Here is a 19,861-nt window from a genome sequence, read left to right as displayed (position 1 = left end):
GCGGGTACGGACCGGCCCGCACCGGTTCCGTGCCGGCCGCGCCGCCGCCCAGCTTCCGCCGCTCGGCTTCCGCCGCTCAGCTTCCGTCGCGCAGATCGGCCGGCCAGTCGGGCCTGAACTCGATGTGGTCGTACGTCACCACACACCCCTCCCCCATCGGCGACTGGGTCATGAAGCCGACCAGCGCGTCCTCCGTCTCCTTCTCGCCGCCCAGCGTGAACAGCCGCACGAAGATCCACTTCTTGCCGTCGCGGGAGGCGTGGAAGGCCAGCGCCCGCCCGGTCCGGCTGATCCGCAGCCAGACCGAACTCCCCTCCACCGTGAAGGAGTTGGCGTCGTCGGAGTGACCGCGGGTGACCACCGTGCAGACGGTGGGCACGTCCGGGGAGTTCTCCAGGCAGAGCTTGGCCCAGGCCCGGTCGCCGACGTGGACGTACAGCACTCCGGCGTCGAAGGCGGCACCGAACCCGACGGTGACCCGGGCGATCAGCTGGAAGTCCCCTTCGGGCGCCCCCAGCAGCCGGGGCGCGTCGGAGGCGGGATCCAGCGCCTCCCCGGTGGGCGACACAAACCGGTCCTGCCGGGCCCCGGCCCACCCGGTGAGCACACCGTCCTCGTAGAACCAGTGCCCGTCGGGCCCGTAGGTGCGGAGGGGGAAAGGAAGTTCGGGAAGTTCGACGTCCATGGTCGGATTGTGTCAGCAGAACCATGTGCCGTGGTCAGGGGTGGCCAACTTGAAGGGGCGCTGGGGGTACCCCCGGCCGAGGCCGGGGGAGGAACTGCGCGACCAGCCACATCGAACCGGCACTCCGCAACGCACCCCACGCCCCCCACGGCGCTACCGCTCCAAAACCCCGTTGAACCTCCGAGGCAGCCCCAGCGGATTGGCATCCTTCAACTCGGCCGGCAGCAGAGCCGACGGCGCCCCCTGATAGGCCACCGGCCGCAGCCACCGCTCGATCGCCGTACCGCCCACGGAGGTGGACGTGGACGTCGTCGCCGGGTACGGCCCGCCGTGCTGCTGGGCCGGGGCCACAGCCACCCCCGTCGGCCAGCCGTTGACCAGCACACGACCGGCCAGCGGCGTGAGCTCCGCGAGGATCTCCGCCCCGAGCCCCTCCCCCGCAGCCTCGCCGTCGGAGACGTGAACCGTCGCCGTCAGGTTTCCGGGCAGCCGCGAGAGCACCGCCGTCGCCTCGTCCCGGTCCTCGTAACGGACCACCACGGTCACCGGCCCGAAGCACTCCTCCAGGAGCAGGTCGTACGCCCCCGCCTCGGCCAGCCGGCTGGCCGCCACCGAGAGGAACCCGGCGCTGACGGTGTGCTCGCCGCCCGCCCCCGGCGTCACCGGGCTCTCCACGTCGGGGAGTTCGCCGCGCTCCGCGACCCCGGCGATGAAGTTGTCGCGCATCCGGTGGTCGAGCAGAACACCGGGGTCGGTGTCGCTGACCGCGTCCGTGAGGGACTTGACCAGGCCGTCACCGCCCGCGCCGGCCGGCACCAGGACCAGGCCCGGCTTGACGCAGAACTGACCGACGCCCAGGGTCATCGACCCGGCGAGCCCGGCACCGATCTCCTCGCCCCGCTCGGCGGCCGCGGCCTCCGTGACGAGGACGGGGTTGAGGGAGCCCAGTTCGCCGTGGAAGGGGATCGGGACCGGCCGCGCGGCGGCCGCGTCGAACAGTGCCCGGCCGCCCCGGACGGAACCGGTGAACCCGGCCGCGGCGACCAGCGGGTGGTTGATCAGCTCGATGCCGGCCTGGAAGCCGTGCACGAGACCGAGCACGGCTTCCGGGATGCCGTGCTCCGCGGCGGCCCGGCGCAGCACCTTGGCGACCAGCTCGGACAGGGCCGGGTGGTCGGGGTGGGCCTTCACGACAACCGGGTTGCCGGCGGCCAGCGCGCTCGCGGTGTCGCCGCCGGCGACGGAGAACGCGAAGGGGAAGTTGGAGGCCGAGTAGACGGCGACGACACCCAGCGGGACCTTGTAGCGGCGCAGGTCCGGGATGGGCGGGGTGGCGGTGGCGTCGGGGTGGTTGATGATGACGTCGAGGAAGGCGCCCTCGTCGACGATGTCCGCGAAGGCCCGCAGCTGGTAGACGGTGCGGGCGAGTTCGCCGGTGAGCCGGACCGGGCCGAGCGCGGTCTCCGCGTCGGCGGCCTCGACCAGCCGGTCCTTGGCCGCGTCGAGTCCGGCGGCGGCCGAGCGCAGGAAGGCGGCGCGGACGGTGCGGTCGGCGAGGGAGCCGCGTGCGGCGTGCGCGGCCGTGACGACGGCGTCCACCTCTTCGGCTGTGGCCTCCACCGCAACCTGTTCACGCTGCTTCCCGGTGCGCGGGTCGACACTCCAGACTGGTGCTGCTGCCACCGCGGGTCCCTCCATGAGTTGCGTTTTCTTGCCGCAGTATCCGGGTCATTCACCAGGGGTGTTCGATATACTGAACGCTGTCTCTGATGATGAATATGCTGTTGGAGACTATTTCCCGTCCAACGAAGGGGTCAAGGGCGATGTCGGCAGGCGAGACAGGCGGCGGGGCGCAGGTCAAGTCCGCGGTGCGGACCGTGGAATTGCTCGAATACTTCGCCGGCCGGCCCGGTATGCACTCCCTCGCGGCGGTCCAGGAGGCCGTCGGATATCCCAAGTCCAGCCTCTACATGCTGCTGCGCACGCTGGTGGAGCTGGGCTGGGTGGAGACGGACGCGACCGGCACCCGGTACGGCATCGGGGTGCGGGCGCTGCTGGTCGGCACGTCGTACATCGACGGCGACGAGGTGGTCGCGGCGGCCCGCCCGACCCTGGACCGGCTCTCCGACGACACCACGGAGACCATCCACCTGGCGCGTCTCGACGGCACCAACGTGGTCTACCTGGCCACCCGCCAGTCCCAGCACTATCTGCGCCCCTTCACCCGCGTGGGCCGCCGCCTCCCCGCGCACTCCACCTCGCTCGGCAAGGCGCTGCTCGCCACCCACACCGACGAGCAGGTCCGCAAGCTGCTGCCGGAGACCCTCCCCGCGCTCACCGAGCACACCATCACCGACCGCGAGAAGCTCATCGAGGAACTCCACCAGATCCGCGAGCAGGGCTTCGCGATCGACCGCGAGGAGAACACGCTCGGGCTGCGCTGCTTCGGTGTGGCGATCCCCTACCGCACCCCGGCCCGCGACGCGATCAGCTGCTCGGTCCCGGTGGCCCGCCTCACCCCCGCCCACGAGCAGATGATCAAGGACGCCCTGTTCGACGCGCGGGACCGTCTGACGCTGGCGACCCGCCGGCTCTGACCTCGCGCCCGAATGAACGGACGATGAGAAATCCGTTCGCAGGGAACGCACGCCCCGCCTTCGTTCGTCTGTCCGGGTGGGATGAACAAGACGATCAGGCGGGCGTCCGTCTTCGCGCTGCTGCTCGTGCTCACCCTGCTGGTCAGGGCGACATGGGTGCAGTTCTACGACGGCCAGGCCCTCGCGGACGACAAGAGCAACCGGCGCAACGTCATCGAGACGTACTCAGAGCCGCTGGGGAACATCATCGTGGCCGGTGAGTCGATCACCGGCTCGGGACGGACGTCGGGCAGCAGCGATCTCAAGTACAAGCGCACGTACACGAACGGCAAGCTGTACGCGGCGGTGACGGGCTATGCCTCACAGGCCTACGCACCGACCCAGCTGGAGGGCGTCTACCAGGACCTGCTCAACGGCACCGACAACCAGCTCAAGACCGTCATGAACACGATCACCGACCAGCGTGCCGCCCCGGGCAATGTGATCACGACGATCGACCCGGCCGTCCAGAAGGCGGCGTACCAGGCCCTCGGCGGCAAGAAGGGCGGGGCGGTCGCGATCGACCCGAAGACCGGCAAGATCCTGGCGGTCGTGTCGACCCCGTCGTACGACCCCTCCGCGCTCACCGACGCGAACACCGCCGGCTCGGCCTGGAAGTCGCTGAACGCCGACTCGGACAAGCCGCTCACCAACCGGGCGCTGCGCCAGCCGCTGCCGCCGGGTTCGACGTTCAAGCTGGTGGTCGCGGCGGCCGCGCTGGAGGACGGGCTCTACAAGAACGTCGACGACAAGACGGTGAGCCCCAACCCCTACACCCTGCCGGGCTCGACGACCCCGCTGAGGAACGAGAGCACCTCGGCGCCCTGCGAGAACGCCCCCATCCGGGTGGCTCTCCAGTACTCCTGCAACAACGTCTTCGGCAAGATGGCCGTCGACCTGGGCCAGGACAAGGTGCGGGCGATGGCCGAGAAGTTCGGCTTCAACGACGAAAAGCTGGACGTCCCGGTACGGGCCTACGCCAGCGTCTACCCGAAGAACATGGACAAGGCCCAGACCGGCCTCTCCGGCATCGGCCAGTTCGACGTCACGGCGACCCCGCTCCAGATGGCCATGGTCTCGGCGGCCATAGCCAACGGCGGCAAGCTGGTCTCCCCGCATATGGTCTCCCAGATCACCGACAGCGGCGGCGATGTGCTCAAGAACTACGACGACGACGCGAGCAGCAAGGAGATCGTCAGCTCCTCCACCGCCGAGCAGCTCCAGTCCGCGATGCAGACGGTCGTCGAGCAGGGCACCGGCACGAACGCGCGGATCTCCGGCGTCACGGTGGGCGGCAAGACGGGCACGGCCCAGCACGGCGAGAACAACAGCAAGACGCCGTTCGCCTGGTTCACGTCCTTCGGCAAGTCGAACAGCACGGGGAAGGAGGTCGCCGTGGCGGTGATGGTCGAGCAGTCCGACGCGGCGAGGTCGGAGGTCAGCGGCAACGGCCTGGCGGCACCGGTGGCCAAGGCGATGATGCAGGCGGCTCTCACATAAGCGCCCCGAGCTGAAGCGCCCCGTCGGGAAGCGCGGGGCGGTAGTCGATTTGCGGCTACCGCCGCGCGGGCGTGACCAGCCACGAATCACCCGCAGCCGATCGCGCAGCTTCCTACTTCACACCCAGCATCTGCTCCACCGGATCAATCGCGAAGTACACCAGGAACAACGCCGACACGGCCCACAGCAGCCAGTTGACCTCCTTCGCCTTCCCCAGCACCGCCTTGATCACCACGTACGCCAGGAAGCCCGCCCCGATGCCGTCCGTGATCGAGTAGGTGAACGGCATCGCGGCGATGGTGAGGAACGCCGGGATCGCGATCTCGTACTTGTCCCAGTCGATGTGCTTGACGTGGGTCATCATCAGGAAGCCCACGGCGATCAGCGCGGGCGCCGCCGCCTGCAGCGGGACGATCGTGAGCAGCGGGGTGAGGAAGAGGGCCAGCCCGAACATCCCGCCGGTGATCAGGTTGGCGAAGCCGGTCCGCGCGCCCTCGCCGACACCCGCCGCCGACTCGATGTAGGCCGTGTTGGAGGAGGCCGAGCCGATGCCGCCGGCCACGGCCGCCGCACCGTCGATGAACAGGACCCGGCCGATGCCCGGCACCTGCCCCTTGTCGTCGAGCAGTCCGGCCTCCGCGCTGATGCCCACGATCGTGCCCATGGCGTCGAAGAAGTCGGACAGGATCAGGGTGAAGACCAGCAGTACGGCGGTGAGGACACCGGCCTTGCCGAAGCCGCCGAACAGGTTGAAGTGACCGACGAGTCCGAAGTCGGGCGCGGCCACGATCTTGTCCGGGATCTTCGGCGTGGTCAGGCCCCAGCTCTTGATGTCGGCCACCGAGTCGATGACGATCGCCACGGCGGTCATCGTGACGATGCTGATCAGGATCGCGCCCTTCACCTTCCGCGCGACCAGCGCGATGGTCAGGAGCACGCCAAGACAGAAGACGAGCACGGGCCAGCCGGTGAGCCTGCCGACGGCACCCAGCTGCACCGGCACGGTGGTGTCCGCGGCGTCCGGGATACGGCTGACGAAACCGGCGTCGACGAAGCCGATGAACGCGATGAACAGGCCGATGCCGACCCCGATCGCCTGCTTCAGCTGCTGCGGGATCGCGTTCATGATCGCCTCGCGCAGGCCCGTCACAACGAGCACACAGATCAGCAGGCCTTCGAGGACCACCAGGCCCATCGCGTCGGACCAGCTCATCAGCGGCGCCAACTGGAAGGCCACGACCGCGTTGAGACCGAGTCCGGCCGCGATCGCGAGGGGCAGGTTGCCGCCGACGCCCATGATGACCGTCATCACACAGGCCACCAGCGCGGTGGCGGTGACGAGTTGGCCGGTGTCGAGGCTGTGTCCGAACTTGTCCTTGGCGCTGCCGAGGATGATGGGGTTCAGGACAAGGATGTAGGCCATGGTGAAGAACGTGGCGAAGCCGCCGCGTATCTCCCGGCCGAAGGTGGACCCCCGTTCGGAGATCTTGAAGAACCGGTCGACGCTGTTCCCGGCGGGTGGCGCGGCGCCCTGGGGCCGGTCCACCTTCTGCGTCTCGGACATGGTCGTACTCCTCGTTGCCTGATCGAACGTGTGCGGATGCTGGCTGGATTGTTCCCGCGTTGAACCTGTTTCAGGTTTTCCCCGTGTTACGGAATCAGGCGCAACCGGCTCCGAGGGACCGAACCATCGTCGTACTCTCGGACACACCACCACCGAACCCCCGTACGAAGCACACGAAACGATCACTGCTACGCTCCGGATTCCCGCCGGGGCGCACCCCCGGCCGTCGCATGTCATCTGCATGACATACACCCGGACAGAAGAGGTCACCCGTGGGCACAGTCGTCGACGACGCCGCCTCCGTGGAGTTCCATGCCTTCTTCGAACGCCACTACGCCGAACTCTCCCGTCTCGGGTACATGCTGACCGGCGAGTCGGACGCCGCCGACGACCTGGCCGCCGACGCCCTGCTGGCGCTGTGGCACCGCTGGGACCGGGTGCGCGCGGCCGACCACCCGGTGGCCTACGCCCGCGGTGTCGTCGCCAACCTGGCCCGCACCCGCATCCGCAGCGCCGTGCGCGAGCGGCGCCGTATCGCCCTGTTCTGGTCGCACCGCGAGGAGAGCACCGAGAACCCCGACATCGCCGGAGTGGTCGACGTCCAGGGGGCGCTGCGCCGCCTGCCGTTCCGCAAACGGGCGTGTGTGGTGCTTCGGCACGCTTTCGACCTGTCGGAAAAGGACACCGCTCTCGCCCTGGGGATCTCGGTGGGTACGGTTAAGAGCCAGACGTCGAAGGGCATGGCCGAGTTGCAGAAGCTCCTCGGCGAGCAGGGTGTTCCGCAGCGGGTGCACGCGGCGATGGCGCCGCGTGCCGGTCAGAGCGGAGGAAGGAACCGATGAGGCAGCAGGACGTGCACGACGAGCTGCGCGCCCGGCTGCACGAGGCGGCCGAGGCGCACGAACCCGACCGCGCCCGCATCCTGGCCCGGGTCGAGCGGGGCATGGCCCCGCAGGCGGCCCGCCCCGGCCATCGCGCCACCCTTCCGGCCGTGTTCGGCTGGGTCCGGGTGGTCAGCGCCACGGCCGCGGTCGCCGCGGTCCTCGGGGTCGGCGGCTACGCGGTCGCCTCGGCCGTGAAGGACACGCACACCGAGAAGACGGTCGCGGTGTCGCCGACGCCCTCCGGGACACCGGACGCGGCCACCCCCGCACCGTCCCACTCCGCCGCCCCGCCCGCGCACACGCCCTCGAAGTCCGCCTCCCCCAAGGCGAGTTCGGCGCCCTCGTCATCTCCGACGGCTTCCGCCACCCCGACGGCTCCGGTCGCGAAGGGCGAGCAGGACGGTCCGCTGTGGTCGGACGGCTCGGTGGACCCGCACAGCAACGACTTCTGGGCGCAGTCCGACGTGACACTGAAGGTCTCTCAGCAACTGACCGCGCTCACCGTGCAGTTGAAGGTGGCGCAGACCGGCGGGGTGTCCAACACCGGAGCCTGGCGCTCGCTGCCGGAGACCGACTTCACGCAGACCGTGGCCGAGCAGGACGGCTTCCTGGTCTACACATGGACGCTCAAGCCGGACGCCAAGGTCGTGGTCGGCCAGTGGGTGTTCGCGGGCCAGTACAACCACGAGCGCGGCGGCCGCGACGCCAAGGACGACAGCTACACGATCACGGGCAGCGCGGACGGCAAGCAGTACACGGTGACCGGCGACTTCGCCACCCACACGACAACCGACGGCGACTCGTAAAAAAGTTCCGGAACACGGCAACCTTCTCCCGAGCGGCGGCGACCAGGTACTGACGGGCGAGCCCGGCCGCACGGCTGCGAACCGGCTCGGCCCGGCGGCCGCGTGGGCGGCGGCACGACCCCGGTGGTGAGGTCCGGGAACATGCCGCCCGGAACGGCCGTCCGAACAGATGCAGCCCCGCACCCCCAGAAGAAGCGGCGGGGGCGCGGGGCTGCATCGATGTGCGGCTACCGCCGCCTCAGTTCATGGTCGCCCCGATGGTGCTGGACCCCGTGGTCAGGAAGGTCGTGGCGGGCAGCGAACCGCCGGCGCCGCGGGCCCCGTACGCGGTCGTCGCGTCCGTCGACCTGAACGCCGGCGTGGCCACCGCGCTGTCCCAGTTGTCGGCGGCGGAGACGGTGGCGGAGCCGAGCGTGCGAAGGCCGCCCTTGTTGCCGACGGCGAGGTTCCGGGCCAGTCGCGACTTGCTCGTCCGGAAGAAGAACCCGGACCCGCCGTTGGAGTACGCGGTGTTCCGGTTCAGCACGATCGCCCCGGTGTTGGAGTTCTCGGTGAACCCGTTCAGCGTGTTGTCCCAGGACGCGTTGTCGTTGACGACATGCGCGACGGCGACACCGCCGCCGCCCAGCTTGAACCCGTTCCCGTTGCCCTCGAACGCGGAGTCGTTCCACCGGTTCTTGCCGTTGCCGAAGGCCCAGCTGTGCTCGATGGTGACCGGGGAGGAGAACTGCCAGAGGTCGAGGCCGTCGTCCGAGTTGTTGTACAGGCGCGCACCGGTCACCTTGTTGCCCGTGCCCGAGCCGAACTTGATGGCGATCCCGTCGGCGTTCTGCCCGTGCCCGGCCTTGTCGTAGTTGCCGTAGCTGTCCAGGTTCTGGACGAGGTTGTTCACGGTGTTGTCGCCGCGCAGGGTGAACCCCGAGTCCCCGTTGTTCGCGGTCACCAGGTTCTTGAAGACACCGCCGGTCGACGAGGTGGCGACGAAGCCCTGGGCCGGGGAGTTCTGGAAGGTGAGGTTCTGCACGGTCCAGTAGCTGCCGTAGATCCCGGTGAGCCAGGAGCCGGCGGGCAGCTTGGAGCCGTCGATCTTCACCTTCTCGCTGCCGTGGGCCTCAAGGGTGATTCGGGCGGAACTGGTGCCGCTGGCCGCCGACTTGAGGGTGGCGGTCGGGTAGTACGTGCCCGCGCGCACCTGGATGACGGTGCCGGCGGCGGCGCGAGCGACGGCCGACTCCAGCTGTGCGGTGGTGGAGACGGTGACCGTGCTGGTGGCGGCCTGGGCACCGCCGTTCGACAGGCCGAGGTAGACGCCGCCCGCGCCCGCGGCGACGGCCACCGCGGCGGCGATCGAGAGGGTACGCGTCCTGCGGTGGCGTCCGGTGCTGAAGCGCACTGGCCGTTCCTTTCCTTGACGCCCCTGGCGGAACGTATTGACGAGAGAGAGCGAAACGGGCCGGAGGGGGCCGCCCCGGCCCGTTTCTGTCTCCCAGTCGCCGCCGTGGCCGGAAAGGGTTGCCGTCCTTGCGACTACGACACGAAGTACGTCGGGTTCGGCAGCTTGTAGGTGCGGTCCGCGTAACCGCCGTCGAGGTCCGAGTACTGGTCGCCGAAGTTGGCGACGATGTCGTACCCGAGGTCGTCCTCGATGTGCTTGCGGGTGCCGGACTTGTACTGCACGGTGGTGCAGGTCCAGGTGCCCGGGGTGGCGCAGGCGTTCAGGTAGGACGGCGGGTTGGCCTTGTCCTTGAGGAACATGTGCGCGGTGTCGAGGTTGACGTCGGCGCCGATCTTCTTCAGGTTCTCGACGGCGGCGGTGCGCTGCGCCTCGCTGAGCCCGGAGTTGTAGAAGACCTCGACGCCCTTGCTCGCCGCGTACCGCACGAGCTCGGCGCTGCCGAACACGCCCGGCCGGTCCGCCTTGTTGACGTAGTCGGCCCACGTGGTCGAGTTGTACGTGTAGTTGTAACGCTTCTCGTAGTCGAGGCTGAGCAGCAGCGTGTCGTCGATGTCGAAGACGACCGCGGGCCTCTCGCCCCGGTGGTGGGCCTTGCGCGCGGCCTGGTCGATCTGGCGCTCGGCCGCCGCGTCCATCCGCGCCAGGTCCTTGGCGTACAGGCTGTCCGGCGACGCCTGGTACACACCGTTGGCGTCGGCGGTGGTGCCGTAGTAGGTGTCGATGTCCTTCACCAGGAGTCCGATGTTGTACGGCTCATGGGTGGAGTTCGCCGTCGACTGACCGGCGGTGGCCGCACCGGCGCCGTAGACGACGCCTCCGGCGACGGCACAGGCGGCCGCGATCGCCGTGATCCGAAGTGACTTATGCATGACAGGAGTTCTACGCGCGTCACCGGGGTGGGCGCGAGACCCGTTGCCCGATCGATATCTCATCGGCAGGCAAAAACCGGGTCAAGCACCCTGGACTGAGGGATTCCGGTTGTCCCCTTCGGTCCCCGGTTCAGTTCATCGTCGCGCCGATGGTCGTGCTGCCCGTCGTCAGGAAGGTCGTCGCGGGCAGGGAGCCGTCCGAATTGCGGGAGTTGTACGTCGTGGACGCGTCCGTGGAGACGAAGGACGGGGTGGAGATCCCGGAGTCCCAGTTGTTGCCGGCCGAGACCACCGACGAACCCTTGGTGACCGAGCCGCTGCCGTTGCTCACCGCAAGGTTCTTGCCGAGGCGGGCCGCACTGGTGGCGAAGTAGTAGCCCCACTTGGAGTTGGCGTAGGCGGTGGTGCGGTTGATGACGATCGCGCCGGTGTTGGAGTTCTCGGTGAAGCCGTTGCCGGCGTTCCCCCAGGCGGCGGAGTTGTTGACCACGTGGGCGACGGTCACACCGTTGCCGCCCAGCTTGAAGCCGTTGCCGTTGCCCTCGAAGGCGGAGTCGCCCCAGCGGTTGACGCCGTTGCCGAAGGACCAGGTGTGCTCGATGGTGACCGGCGAGGAGAACGACCACAGGTCGATGCCGTCGTCCGAGTTGTTGTAGAGGCGGGCACCGGTGACCAGGTTGCCGGTGCCGGAGCCGAACTTGATGGCGACGCCGTCCGCGTTCTGGCCGTGCGTGGCAGCGTCGTAGTTGCCGTAACTGTCCAGGTTTTTCACGGTGTTGTTGACCGTGCCGTCGCCGGTGAGCGTGAAGCCGGAGTCGCCGCCGTCGATGGTCTTGATGTTGGTCCAGTTCGTCCCGGTGCAGGACTGGCAGACGACCGCGCTGTCCGGGGAGTTCTGGAAGGTGATGTTGGAGACATTCCAGTAGTCCGCGGTCAGCTTGAAGATCCACTGGCCGGAGGGCAGCGACCCACCGTCGATCTTGACCGTCTCCGAGCCGTACGCGGTGAGCGTGACCGGCGACGAGGAGGTGCCGTTGACAGTGGACTGGAGGGTGGCCGTCGGGTAGTAGGTGCCGCCGCGGACCTGGATGACCTCGCCTGCGGTGGCGTTCTTGATCGCGCTGGTCAGGTCGGTGGTGTTGCTGACCACGACGGTCGCCGCGTGGGCCGGGGTGGCCACGACGGCGAGTCCGAGCGATGCCGTGGTCACGGCGAGTGCGGTGAAGGTGCTGAGTCGACGCATGACGTGCGGGTCCTTTCGTCGATCAGAGTGAGTCGATCAGGATGAGCGGACGGGTTTCCAGTCGCCGAGGTAGACCGCGGGGGTGTGCGACAGCGCCTCGGCGTCGGTGAGCTGGGGCCGGTTCTCGGGGACGGTGATCACCGCGCCCGGCCCGGAGTTGCGGTACTCGACGAACCGCATGGACTGCCAGGGATAGGCGTCCCGCATGTTCGTGTAGGGCGCGACGGGGTCGATCCCGGGGCCGATGAGACTGTCCCGCACGACCAGCGAGGGCCAGGCGGAGGTCTCGTACGTCGGCACCCAGGGCCGCGCCAGCTTGTACGCCCCGTCCTCCGCGCCGGAGGAGAACCGGCAGCGGACGGCGAGGAACCCGTACGGGTTCGCACGGGCGGTCGAGGGGGCGAACACCATGCCCTTGGGGGTGAAGGTCACGTCCCGTTGCAGGGTGCGGAAGTGGCAGTGCTCGTACACCGCTCTTGCCCGCCCGAAGACGAAGTCGACGTCGCCCTCGATGTGGCAGCGGTGGAAGAACTGCCGGTCGAAGGAGCCGAGTTCGGTGGTGTCGGCGAACAGGGTGTCCTGGTGGGCGAGCAGCCGTACGTTCTCGAAGTACGTCCGGTCCCCGGTCAGATACGCGGCGACGGCCTGGGTCCCGGTGATGTCCGGGTGGTTGGCGCGCAGCCAGTCGTTGGCGAGGGTGAGGTCGCGGACCCGTAGCCCGGCCGCCGCCGAGGTGAAGGTGGCGGAGCCGGCGGTGCCGTAGGTCCCGGAACCGTCCGGCTTCTGCGTCCCGTTGGCGTTGTCGTGGACGATGACGGCGGCGCGCGGATCGCGGCCTGCCCCGCGCAGGGTCAACTCCGCTTTGTCGGCTGGCACGTTGACGACTTCGCGGTATGTCCCCGGGTGCACGACGATCGTCCAGCCCGGCCCGGGCACCGCGTCCACGGCCGCCTGGACGGAGTCACCGGGCCGGACGTGCAGGACCCGGCGGTCGCGGCCGAAGGCCGTGACCGACCCCATGGCCACCGCGGCTCCGGCGGCGAGAAGTGCGCGTCGGGTGGGCATGTCAGCACTCCTTCCACGGGGTCCAGTCGCCGAGGTAGGTCTCCCGGGTCGCGGACCCGGCCTGTTCGTCGGTGAGCTGGGGCCGGTTCCCGGCGACGGTGATCTCGGCACCGGGGCCGAGGTCGCGGTACTCGGCGAAGCGCTGGTTCTGCCAGGGGAAGCTCGCCGACATGTCGGTGTAGGGCGCGACGGCGTCGATGCCGGAGCCCAGCCACGAGTCCCGGACGACGAGCGAGGGCCGGGCGGTGGTGTCGGAGCTGGGCACCCAGGGCCGGGCCAACTTGTAGCAGGCGTCCGGAGCTTCGCTGCTGACCCGGCTGCGGGACACCAGGTAGCCGTACGGGTTGGCGCCCGCCGTCGACGGCGCGAACACGAACCCGTACGGGGCGGCCGCCAGGTCGGTCCGGTTCAGGGTGCGGAAGTGGCAGTGCTCGTACACCGCCCTGGCCCGCCCGAAGACGAAGTCGACGTCACCTTCGGCGTAGCAGTGCGCGAAGTACTGGCGGGCGAAGACGCCGAGCGCCATCGAGTCCGCGTACAGGGTGTCCTGGTGGCCGAGCAACCGGCAGTGGTGGAAGGCGCTGCGATCACCCTGCACCTTGACGGCGACGGCCTGGGTCCCGCTGATGTCCGGATGGTCGGCGCGCAGCCAGTCGTTGGCGAAGGTGATCCAGCGGGCGGTGAAGCCGTCGCCCTGCACGGTGACGGTGGCGGAGCCGGTGGTGCCGTAGGTGCCGCCGCCGGGCTTGGGGGTGCCGGCCGCGTTGTCGTAGACGATGACGACGTCACGGGGGTTCTCCGAGGCGCCGATCCAGGTGGCCCCGGTGCGGGTGGTGTCGACGGCGACCGTCTCCCGGTAGACCCCCGGGGCGAGGACCAGGGTCCAGCCGCTGCCGGTGGCGGCGGTCACGGCGGCCTGGACGGTGGTGAAGTCACCGCGCCCGTCCGGGTCGACGTACAGGGTCTGCGGGGTGCGGCGGTGCTCGGGCGACCCGTACCGCCCGAAGGGGCGACCGGTGGCGTACGCGGGGCGGGCACTGGCGTACGCGGGCAGGGCGGTCAGGCCGAGCGCGGCGCCCGCCCCGGAGCCCGCGAGCAGGAAACCCCGTCTGGACAGAGGGAGGTGGGGCGAGGACATGCGGGTGCTCCTTGGCGACGGAGACAGAGACGGAGGTGGGTGGCGGTACGTCCTTGCTGTGTGGGGGGGGTGGGGGCCGGGGCGGGTTCCTGCGGGGGCCCCGGCCCGAGCGGTCGTGCGTCAGCGCAGTCGGCCGGCGCCCGCGCCGCAGTCGACGATGCGCGGCACGGCCTGGGCGGGGTCGATCCTCGTGCGCAGGGCCGGGGTCCAGTCGGTGCCGGACTGAAGGATCTCGCCGGGGACGTCGGCGTTGTGGACGGCGATGAGGTCGGTCAGCTCGCCGTTGACGTAGTTGTCGTCGGCGGTGAGCGGCGACTCCTTCCACTTCTTCAGGATCGAGCCGGCGCTGACCCCGTCCGCGAGGGTGAACGCGTTGTGTTCGGCGACGAGTTGGGATTCCATGCCGATGCCGTAGCTGTAGCCGTAGCCGGTCTCGGCGACGAAGTGGTTGTTGTAGGAGTCGACCTGCCCGAACCGCACCCGCGGCGCGCGCTCCACCAGGTTCCGGAACAGGTTGTGGTGGAAGGTGACCCTGAGGTGCCCCCGGTCGACGGCGGCGGTCGACGCGCTGTCGCTGTTGCCGATGAGGATCGTCTTGTCGTGGTCCTCGAAGACGTTCCAGGAGGCGGTGACGTAGTCGGCGCCCTTGACGATGTCCAGCTCACCGTCGTGCTGCTCGTAGATCCGCCCGAAGTAGTAGGGCAGGGTGCTGTCCGGGTGGTCGCCGTCGGTGAACGTGTTGTGGTCCATCCACACATGCGTGGACCCGTAGATCACCGCGCTGTCGTACTCGGAGTTCCAGTTGCCGTCGGCGGTGTCGGTCGGGTCCCACTGCGGGAAGCAGTCGAGGGGGCTCTCGAAGTCCAGGTTGCGGACGATGACGTTGTCCACGGCCTTGATCTGCAGGCTGGCGCCCTTGAAGCCGGCGCCCTTGCCGACGCCGACGATCGTGGTGTTGGCCGGGACATAGGCCTTGATGTAGGCGTCCTGCAGGGCCTGGGAGGCGCGGCGCAGCCCCTCCGGGCTGTCGTCGGGCTCGTTGTCCAGGTTGGTGGAGTGCCCCCAGGCCTCCGGTGAGTACTTGGCGAGGTAGGCGGCGAAGTCGTAGCCGGGCACGGCGAACGAGTCGCAGCTCGGCCCGTCCGCGTCGATGGTCCCCACGACTCTGACGATCTTCGGCGCGCTGCCGCCGTCGGCGAGGGCGGCCTTGAACTCGTCCCAGGTGGTGACGGTGTAGACGTGCGCGGAGTCGGCGGCGGACCCGCCGGTGGTTCCGGTCGTGGCCGAGCCCCAGCCGTCGTTCGCGGCCAGTACCTGCCGGTCGGGCGCGGTCCGGTGCGGGGCGGCGGCCCGGGCGGTCCCGGTCATGGCGAGCACTAGGGCCGTGCAGCCGGCCAGCGCCCCAATGACGCGTCCATGACATATCTGTGTACGCACTGTGCGGTTCTCCTCGGCTATGCGGGTGGCCAGGTGATCCAGGAGGTCGGTATGTCCTTGTGCAGCCGGATGATGTCGTGCCGGGCCAGCACCCGGGTGCGCAGCAGCTCCTGCGCCACGAGCCGGGCCACGGCGATGGCCCCCGGCGGGTTGAAGTGCGTGTTGTCCTGCTCGGTGGCGGTCCAGTTGAAGTACGTCTTGGTCGCCTCGACCCCGAGCGACTGCCACAGCGCGAGCGACAGCGCCTCGATGTCGAGCAGCGCCACGTGCTCCTGCTCGGCGAGAGCGCGCATCGCTGCCGGATAGTCGCCGTGGGTCGGCACGGCGTTGCCGTCGGCGTCGAACCGGCGACGCTCGACCGGGGTGGCGAGCACGGGCCGGGCACCGTGCGCCCGGGCACCGTCGATGTACATCCGCAGGTACTCCTGGAACGTGGTCCAGGGCTCGGTGTACCGGGTGGGATCGGTGCTCTTCTCGTCGTTGTGCGCGAACTGGACGAGCAGCAGATCGTGCGGCCGGAGGGTGGCGAGGATGGCGTCCAGCCGCCCCTCTTCGACGAAACTCTTGGAACTCCGGCCGTTCACGGCTTGGTTGGAGACGGTGATGTCCTTCCGGAGAAAGAACGGCAGCGCCATTCCCCACCCGGTCTCGGGAGCCTCGTCGGCGGTCTTCCGGGCGGCGGTGGAATCACCGGCGATGCAGAGGGTGCGACGGCTTCTCTCAGGACCGCGACCGACGAGCGGAACGGCAGCGAGAGCCGCGGATGTCACCTGTCTGCGCGTAAGGGACACGAGGGTGCACCTTTCAGGTCTTTTTCTTGGGGCGCGGGGAACTGCGCGACCAGCCACAACCGACCTGCAGTCCCCCGCAAACCGAAACCACCCGACCTCAGTGGTTCTTCTTCCAGTCCGCCTGCGCCTTGTCGATCTGATCGGCCAGCGTGTCCAGGAACTCCTTCGCCGTCATCTTCCCGAGCAGCACCTTCTGGAAGTTCGGCTCGTTGTCGGCCTTGGAAATGGTGTTCCAGTCCGGCAGATAGTAAGGAAGCTGCACGATCTTCGTCGTGGCCCCGCCCAGCGCCTCGGCGGCCAGCTTCGTCGGCTCGGACGCCTGGACCCACGAGTCCTGCGCCGCCTCGTTGTTCGCCGGCACCTGCCCCGCCGACTCGTTCCACTTGCTGTTGGACTCATGGGAGGCCGCGAACTCGATGAACTTCCAGGCGGCGGCCTTGTTCTTGCTGGACTTGAACAGCCCGAGACCGTCGACGGGGTTGGAGACCTGCACCCGCGTCCCGTCGTCCAGCGTCGGGTTCGGAATCCCCTTGAACTTCCCGCTCAACGATTTCTCGTGGTCGGCGTAGGAACCGAGGTTGTGGCTCAGCATCCCGATCGTGCCGGAGTCCCACTGCGCGACCATCTTGGTGAAGTCGTTGTTGACGTCGGCGGACGGGGTGTCCTTCTTGTACAGCCCGACGTACTTCTCCAGTGCGGCCACGTTCTTCGGATCGTTGACGGTGGTCTTGTCGCCGTTCCAGAACGAGGTGATCCCGCTCTGCCCGTAAGTGGCGTCCAGCGCCTGGGCGATCGACCCCTCACCGCCCCGGATCGTGTACCCGAACCTGTTCTTCGCCTGGTCGGTGAGCTTGTCGGCGGCCGCGTAGAAGTTCGTCCAGGTGGTCGGCGCCGCCAGTTTGGCCGCGGCGAACAGGTCGGTCCGGTACCAGAGCGTGCCGTTGTTCGCGGACGTCGGCACCGAGTAGGTCTTGCCGTCACCGCCGGCGGCCTTGACGCTGTCCAGGAACTTGTCGTTGAGCTTGCCGTTCAGCGAGCTCTTGGAGAGCCTGCTGTCCAGCGGCTCCAGCGCACCCTGCGCGGCGACCTCCGCGAGCATCGCGGTGCCGACCCCGCCGACGTCGGGCAGTCCGCCGCCCTGGATGGCGGTGTCGTACTTGGACTGGACGCTGGCGGCGGGCACGCCGACGTACTTGACCTTGATGTCGGGGTTCTGCTTCTCGAAGTCGGAGATGATCTGCTTCCAGACGTCGGTGCGGACACCGCCGTTGTTGTCCCAGAACGTGATCGTGCCCTTGCCGGAGCCCTCGTCGCCCTTGTCCCCCGCACTGCCGCTGCCGTCGTCGCCGCAGGCGGTGGCGGTCAGCGCGAGCACGGAGCCCAGGGCGACGGCGACGGCCGCACGCCTGCTTCTGCGGATGCTGCTCTTCATTGATCGGCTCTCTTCTTTGGGTCTCTTCTTCGGGATCCAGCGAGATATCGAGATATGAAGTCGTGGGGGGAGTCAGTGGCCGATCCGCGCCTGCGGACCGGAGAAGCACTGGAGCAGCGCGGGGAGGCGAACCGCTCCTCCGGTTCCAGGCGTTCGAGGGCGTGGCCGACCAGGGTCCAGTCGACCAGGTCGCGGGAGTGCAGGAGCGGGAGCCCCGGGACGCGGCCGAAGCTGGACGCGGTGAGGTAGAAGTCGTCGCCGACACGGACGACGTCGGGGTCGGACCAGTCGGCGTTCAGGACGGGGTTGGTGTACGTCGTCACTGGGTCACCGCCTTCCGGACCAGCGTGGTCGCCTCACCGCGTCCGAGGCGGCCGTCGGCGACGACGGTGACGACGCGGCGTACGACGGTCTCGCCATGGGGGCACCTCCCACGCCTCTCGGGCAGTGGGGGAGGGACCGGCAGCCGCTCGGCGGACGCCAGCGAGGAGCCGACGCCCGGGTACTCGGCGGTGCGGACGAACCAGGGGTCGCGGCGGGTGTCCTCGGTGGCCCCGGCGAAGACGAGTGTCCAGTCGGCGCCGGCCAGCGCCAGCCAGTCCGCGGTCCTGCCGTGCACCGCTTCCTCGCCCGCCCGGTCCGCCGTGAAGACGTCCGGCGCCGAGGCCTCCTTGCGGGCCCGCCAGAAGTAACCGCCGTAGGCCGCTCCGGGGCGGCCGTTGGTGGCGGGGCTGCCGATCGAGAGCGGGGCGCCGGTGACGTTGGTGAGGGAGAAGGTGAAGTCCAACGCCCAAGCGGTGTCCGTGAGTTCGACGGCGGCGACGGTGCGCCGTTCGCGCAGCAGGTCGGTGCCTGCGGCGACCCAGCGCAGCTCCTCCACGAAGCCGTCCGGGTCGCCGAGCTGGAAGGCCACATGGCGCTGGGTGCCGTGGTCGTCCAGCTCGGTCGGCCCCTGGTCCCGGACGTAGGTCCGGCCGCCCCAGAAGTTGTGCCCCTCGACGTCGGGAACGGCGACACCGACGCCGAGGTGGTGGAGGTGGTCGGCGGGGGTCAGCTCGGTGACCCCCGTGCCGGCCAGGGTGGTGACGGGGTGGAGGTAGGGGCGCGGAGAGAGCCGGGCGGGGAGCCTGTGGTGCGTCACGTACCACGCCACCGGCCGCCCGGCGACCTTCAGCACCAGGCGCTTCGTCTCGCTGTCCGTCATGTGCTCACCTCTTTCGGCGGGGCCCAGGGGGCGCTCAGCTCGGAGTAGAGGGCGAGGGTGTCGGCGGAGGCCGCGACCAGTGCGTCGATGCCGGTCACGACCCGGCGCTCCTCCGCGGCCAGGAAGGTCCAGGCGCCGGCGGGCAGCGCGACCGGGTCGCCGGCCAGTCGAATCGCTTCAACGACCTTCATGAAGGCGCCGGTCGCGTCCGGCTCGACCAGCAGCTCGGCGCCGGTGGTGAGGTGGTCGACGAGGTTCTCCAGCAGGTCCGTGCTGCCGTACTCGCTCTCCTCCGGGCCGTGGCCCGCCCGCTGCACGAGCACGCGGTCCTGCTTGTACCAGAAGGTGATCCGGCCGGTGGCACCGTGCACCAGGACATACGGGTCCCCCGGCTCCTCGGCGCAGAGCGTGGCGGCGACCGTGACCGGGCCGCGCGGGGTGCTGACGCGGACGCAGGAGGTGTCGTCGGACTCGATGTCGTTGGCGCGCAGCAGCTCGGTCTCGATGCCGGTGACGTCCTCGGCGCGGACGGTGCCGAGCAGGGCGAGACCGGTGGCGACGGCGTGCGCGAGGGGGTTGGTGAGGACCCCGTCGACCACGTCCACGCCGTTCAGCCGCCGCTTGCCGGCCCAGGGCGCCCGCCGGTAGTAGGACTCGGCCCGGGCCCAGGCGCCGGCCCCGCCGACACCCGTCACGTCACCGATGGCACCCTCCGCGATCAGCTTCCGGATGGCGGGCACGGCGTGCGAACCCAGCGACTGGAAGCCGATCTGGCAGACCACGCCCGCCTTGGCGACCCCGTCGGCCATCCGCCGGAACTCGGCGTACGACGGCGCCGGGGGCTTCTCCAGGAGCAGGTGCACGCCCCGCTCGGCGGCGATCAGGGCCAGGTCCGTGTGGGTGGGGATCGGTGTGCAGATCACGGCGACACGGGCACCGGTCTCGTCGAGCAGCGCGCCGAAGTCGCCGGACTGGACGGGCTGCCCGAGCCCCTCCGGCAGCTCGTCCGCGCCCAGCGGGGTCAGCTCGCAGATGCCCGCGAGGCGTACGGCCCCCTTCTCCTGCAATCGCCGGATGTTCTCCAGGTGCCAGCGGCCGTGGCCGCGTGCTCCCGCCAGCACGATGTCGATGGTCATGAGGTCTCCCCTGCA

17 protein-coding genes and 1 pseudogene are annotated in these 19,861 nt (G+C 69.5%); 4 read left to right on the top strand and 14 right to left on the bottom strand.

The features are described 5' to 3' along the window. Window positions 1–76: 76 nt before the first annotated feature. On the bottom strand, window positions 77–685 hold the full coding sequence (locus tag EDD90_RS40805) for a DUF1349 domain-containing protein (protein ID WP_123978120.1): 609 nt from the start codon (window positions 683–685) through the stop codon (window positions 77–79). 153 nt (window positions 686–838) lie between these two features. Further along, window positions 839–2,368, bottom strand: coding sequence for an aldehyde dehydrogenase (NADP(+)) (locus EDD90_RS40800; protein WP_123978119.1), 1,530 nt, complete (start codon window positions 2,366–2,368; stop codon window positions 839–841). A 140-nt stretch (window positions 2,369–2,508) separates the two neighbouring features. On the opposite strand from EDD90_RS40800, the gene EDD90_RS40795 reads away from it, so the two are divergent. Together EDD90_RS40795 and EDD90_RS40790 are read left to right on the top strand one after the other, a co-directional pair. Next, on the top strand, window positions 2,509–3,282 hold the full coding sequence (locus EDD90_RS40795; RefSeq protein ID WP_123978118.1) for an IclR family transcriptional regulator: 774 nt from the start codon (window positions 2,509–2,511) through the stop codon (window positions 3,280–3,282). A gap of 81 nt (window positions 3,283–3,363) precedes the next feature. Further along, window positions 3,364–4,821 (top strand): penicillin-binding protein 2, encoded by a 1,458-nt coding sequence (locus EDD90_RS40790; RefSeq protein ID WP_123978117.1) that lies wholly within the window; start codon window positions 3,364–3,366, stop codon window positions 4,819–4,821. 112 nt (window positions 4,822–4,933) lie between these two features. Here EDD90_RS40790 and EDD90_RS40785 read toward each other — a convergent pair whose 3' ends face one another. Beyond that, entirely contained in the window at window positions 4,934–6,385 is a 1,452-nt protein-coding gene (locus EDD90_RS40785) for an NCS2 family permease (RefSeq protein ID WP_123978116.1), read from the bottom strand. A 272-nt stretch (window positions 6,386–6,657) separates the two neighbouring features. Between EDD90_RS40785 and EDD90_RS40780 the strand changes: the two genes are divergently transcribed. Together EDD90_RS40780 and EDD90_RS40775 are read left to right on the top strand one after the other, a co-directional pair. Further along, the gene (locus tag EDD90_RS40780; protein WP_123978115.1) at window positions 6,658–7,227 is read left to right on the top strand and encodes a SigE family RNA polymerase sigma factor; all 570 of its coding nucleotides are present in this window, start codon (window positions 6,658–6,660) and stop codon (window positions 7,225–7,227) included. Continuing rightward, complete coding sequence (locus EDD90_RS40775) at window positions 7,224–8,075, top strand: hypothetical protein (RefSeq protein ID WP_123978114.1); 852 nt, start codon at window positions 7,224–7,226, stop codon at window positions 8,073–8,075. Before EDD90_RS40780 ends, EDD90_RS40775 begins: the two co-directional genes overlap by 4 nt. A 238-nt stretch (window positions 8,076–8,313) precedes the next feature. Here EDD90_RS40775 and EDD90_RS40770 read toward each other — a convergent pair whose 3' ends face one another. The 11 genes and pseudogenes from EDD90_RS40770 to EDD90_RS40720 all read right to left on the bottom strand — a co-directional run bounded on the left by EDD90_RS40770 (window position 8,314) and on the right by EDD90_RS40720 (window position 19,846). Continuing rightward, window positions 8,314–9,468 (bottom strand): right-handed parallel beta-helix repeat-containing protein, encoded by a 1,155-nt coding sequence (locus EDD90_RS40770; protein ID WP_123978113.1) that lies wholly within the window; start codon window positions 9,466–9,468, stop codon window positions 8,314–8,316. A gap of 134 nt (window positions 9,469–9,602) precedes the next feature. Beyond that, on the bottom strand, window positions 9,603–10,400 hold the full coding sequence (locus EDD90_RS40765) for an HAD family acid phosphatase (protein ID WP_123978112.1): 798 nt from the start codon (window positions 10,398–10,400) through the stop codon (window positions 9,603–9,605). 130 nt (window positions 10,401–10,530) lie between these two features. Beyond that, a complete protein-coding gene (locus tag EDD90_RS40760) occupies window positions 10,531–11,643 on the bottom strand; it encodes a right-handed parallel beta-helix repeat-containing protein (protein WP_123978111.1) in 1,113 nt (370 codons plus the stop codon). A 36-nt stretch (window positions 11,644–11,679) separates the two neighbouring features. After that, a complete protein-coding gene (locus EDD90_RS40755; RefSeq protein ID WP_123978110.1) occupies window positions 11,680–12,708 on the bottom strand; it encodes a pectinesterase family protein in 1,029 nt (342 codons plus the stop codon). A gap of 1 nt (window position 12,709) precedes the next feature. Continuing rightward, window positions 12,710–13,846, bottom strand: a complete 1,137-nt coding sequence (locus EDD90_RS40750; RefSeq protein WP_123978109.1) for a pectinesterase family protein — start codon at window positions 13,844–13,846, stop codon at window positions 12,710–12,712. A 120-nt stretch (window positions 13,847–13,966) separates the two neighbouring features. Beyond that, window positions 13,967–15,283: a polysaccharide lyase family 1 protein gene (locus tag EDD90_RS40745; RefSeq protein WP_398927070.1), complete on the bottom strand. Its 1,317-nt coding sequence runs from the start codon at window positions 15,281–15,283 to the stop codon at window positions 13,967–13,969. A gap of 17 nt (window positions 15,284–15,300) precedes the next feature. Further along, window positions 15,301–16,074, bottom strand: a complete 774-nt coding sequence (locus EDD90_RS40740) for a rhamnogalacturonan acetylesterase (protein ID WP_123978107.1) — start codon at window positions 16,072–16,074, stop codon at window positions 15,301–15,303. A 97-nt stretch (window positions 16,075–16,171) separates the two neighbouring features. Further along, window positions 16,172–17,506: a sugar ABC transporter substrate-binding protein gene (locus EDD90_RS40735; protein WP_123978106.1), complete on the bottom strand. Its 1,335-nt coding sequence runs from the start codon at window positions 17,504–17,506 to the stop codon at window positions 16,172–16,174. A gap of 116 nt (window positions 17,507–17,622) precedes the next feature. Further along, window positions 17,623–17,829, bottom strand: a pseudogene (locus EDD90_RS40730) (family 43 glycosylhydrolase); the annotation flags it as partial. Next, the gene (locus EDD90_RS40725; protein ID WP_123978105.1) at window positions 17,826–18,710 is read right to left on the bottom strand and encodes a PmoA family protein; all 885 of its coding nucleotides are present in this window, start codon (window positions 18,708–18,710) and stop codon (window positions 17,826–17,828) included. The pseudogene EDD90_RS40730 and the gene EDD90_RS40725, both read right to left, overlap by 4 nt. After that, entirely contained in the window at window positions 18,707–19,846 is a 1,140-nt protein-coding gene (locus tag EDD90_RS40720; protein WP_123978104.1) for a Gfo/Idh/MocA family protein, read from the bottom strand. The genes EDD90_RS40725 and EDD90_RS40720 overlap by 4 nt, the downstream gene beginning before the upstream one ends. Window positions 19,847–19,861 lie beyond the last annotated feature (15 nt).

The sequence above is a fragment of the Streptomyces sp. Ag109_O5-1 genome (assembly GCF_003814875.1).
GTDB lineage: Bacteria > Actinomycetota > Actinomycetes > Streptomycetales > Streptomycetaceae > Streptomyces > Streptomyces sasae.
Note: the sequence above shows the minus strand (reverse complement) of the source record. Positions and strands in the feature narration are given on the sequence as shown.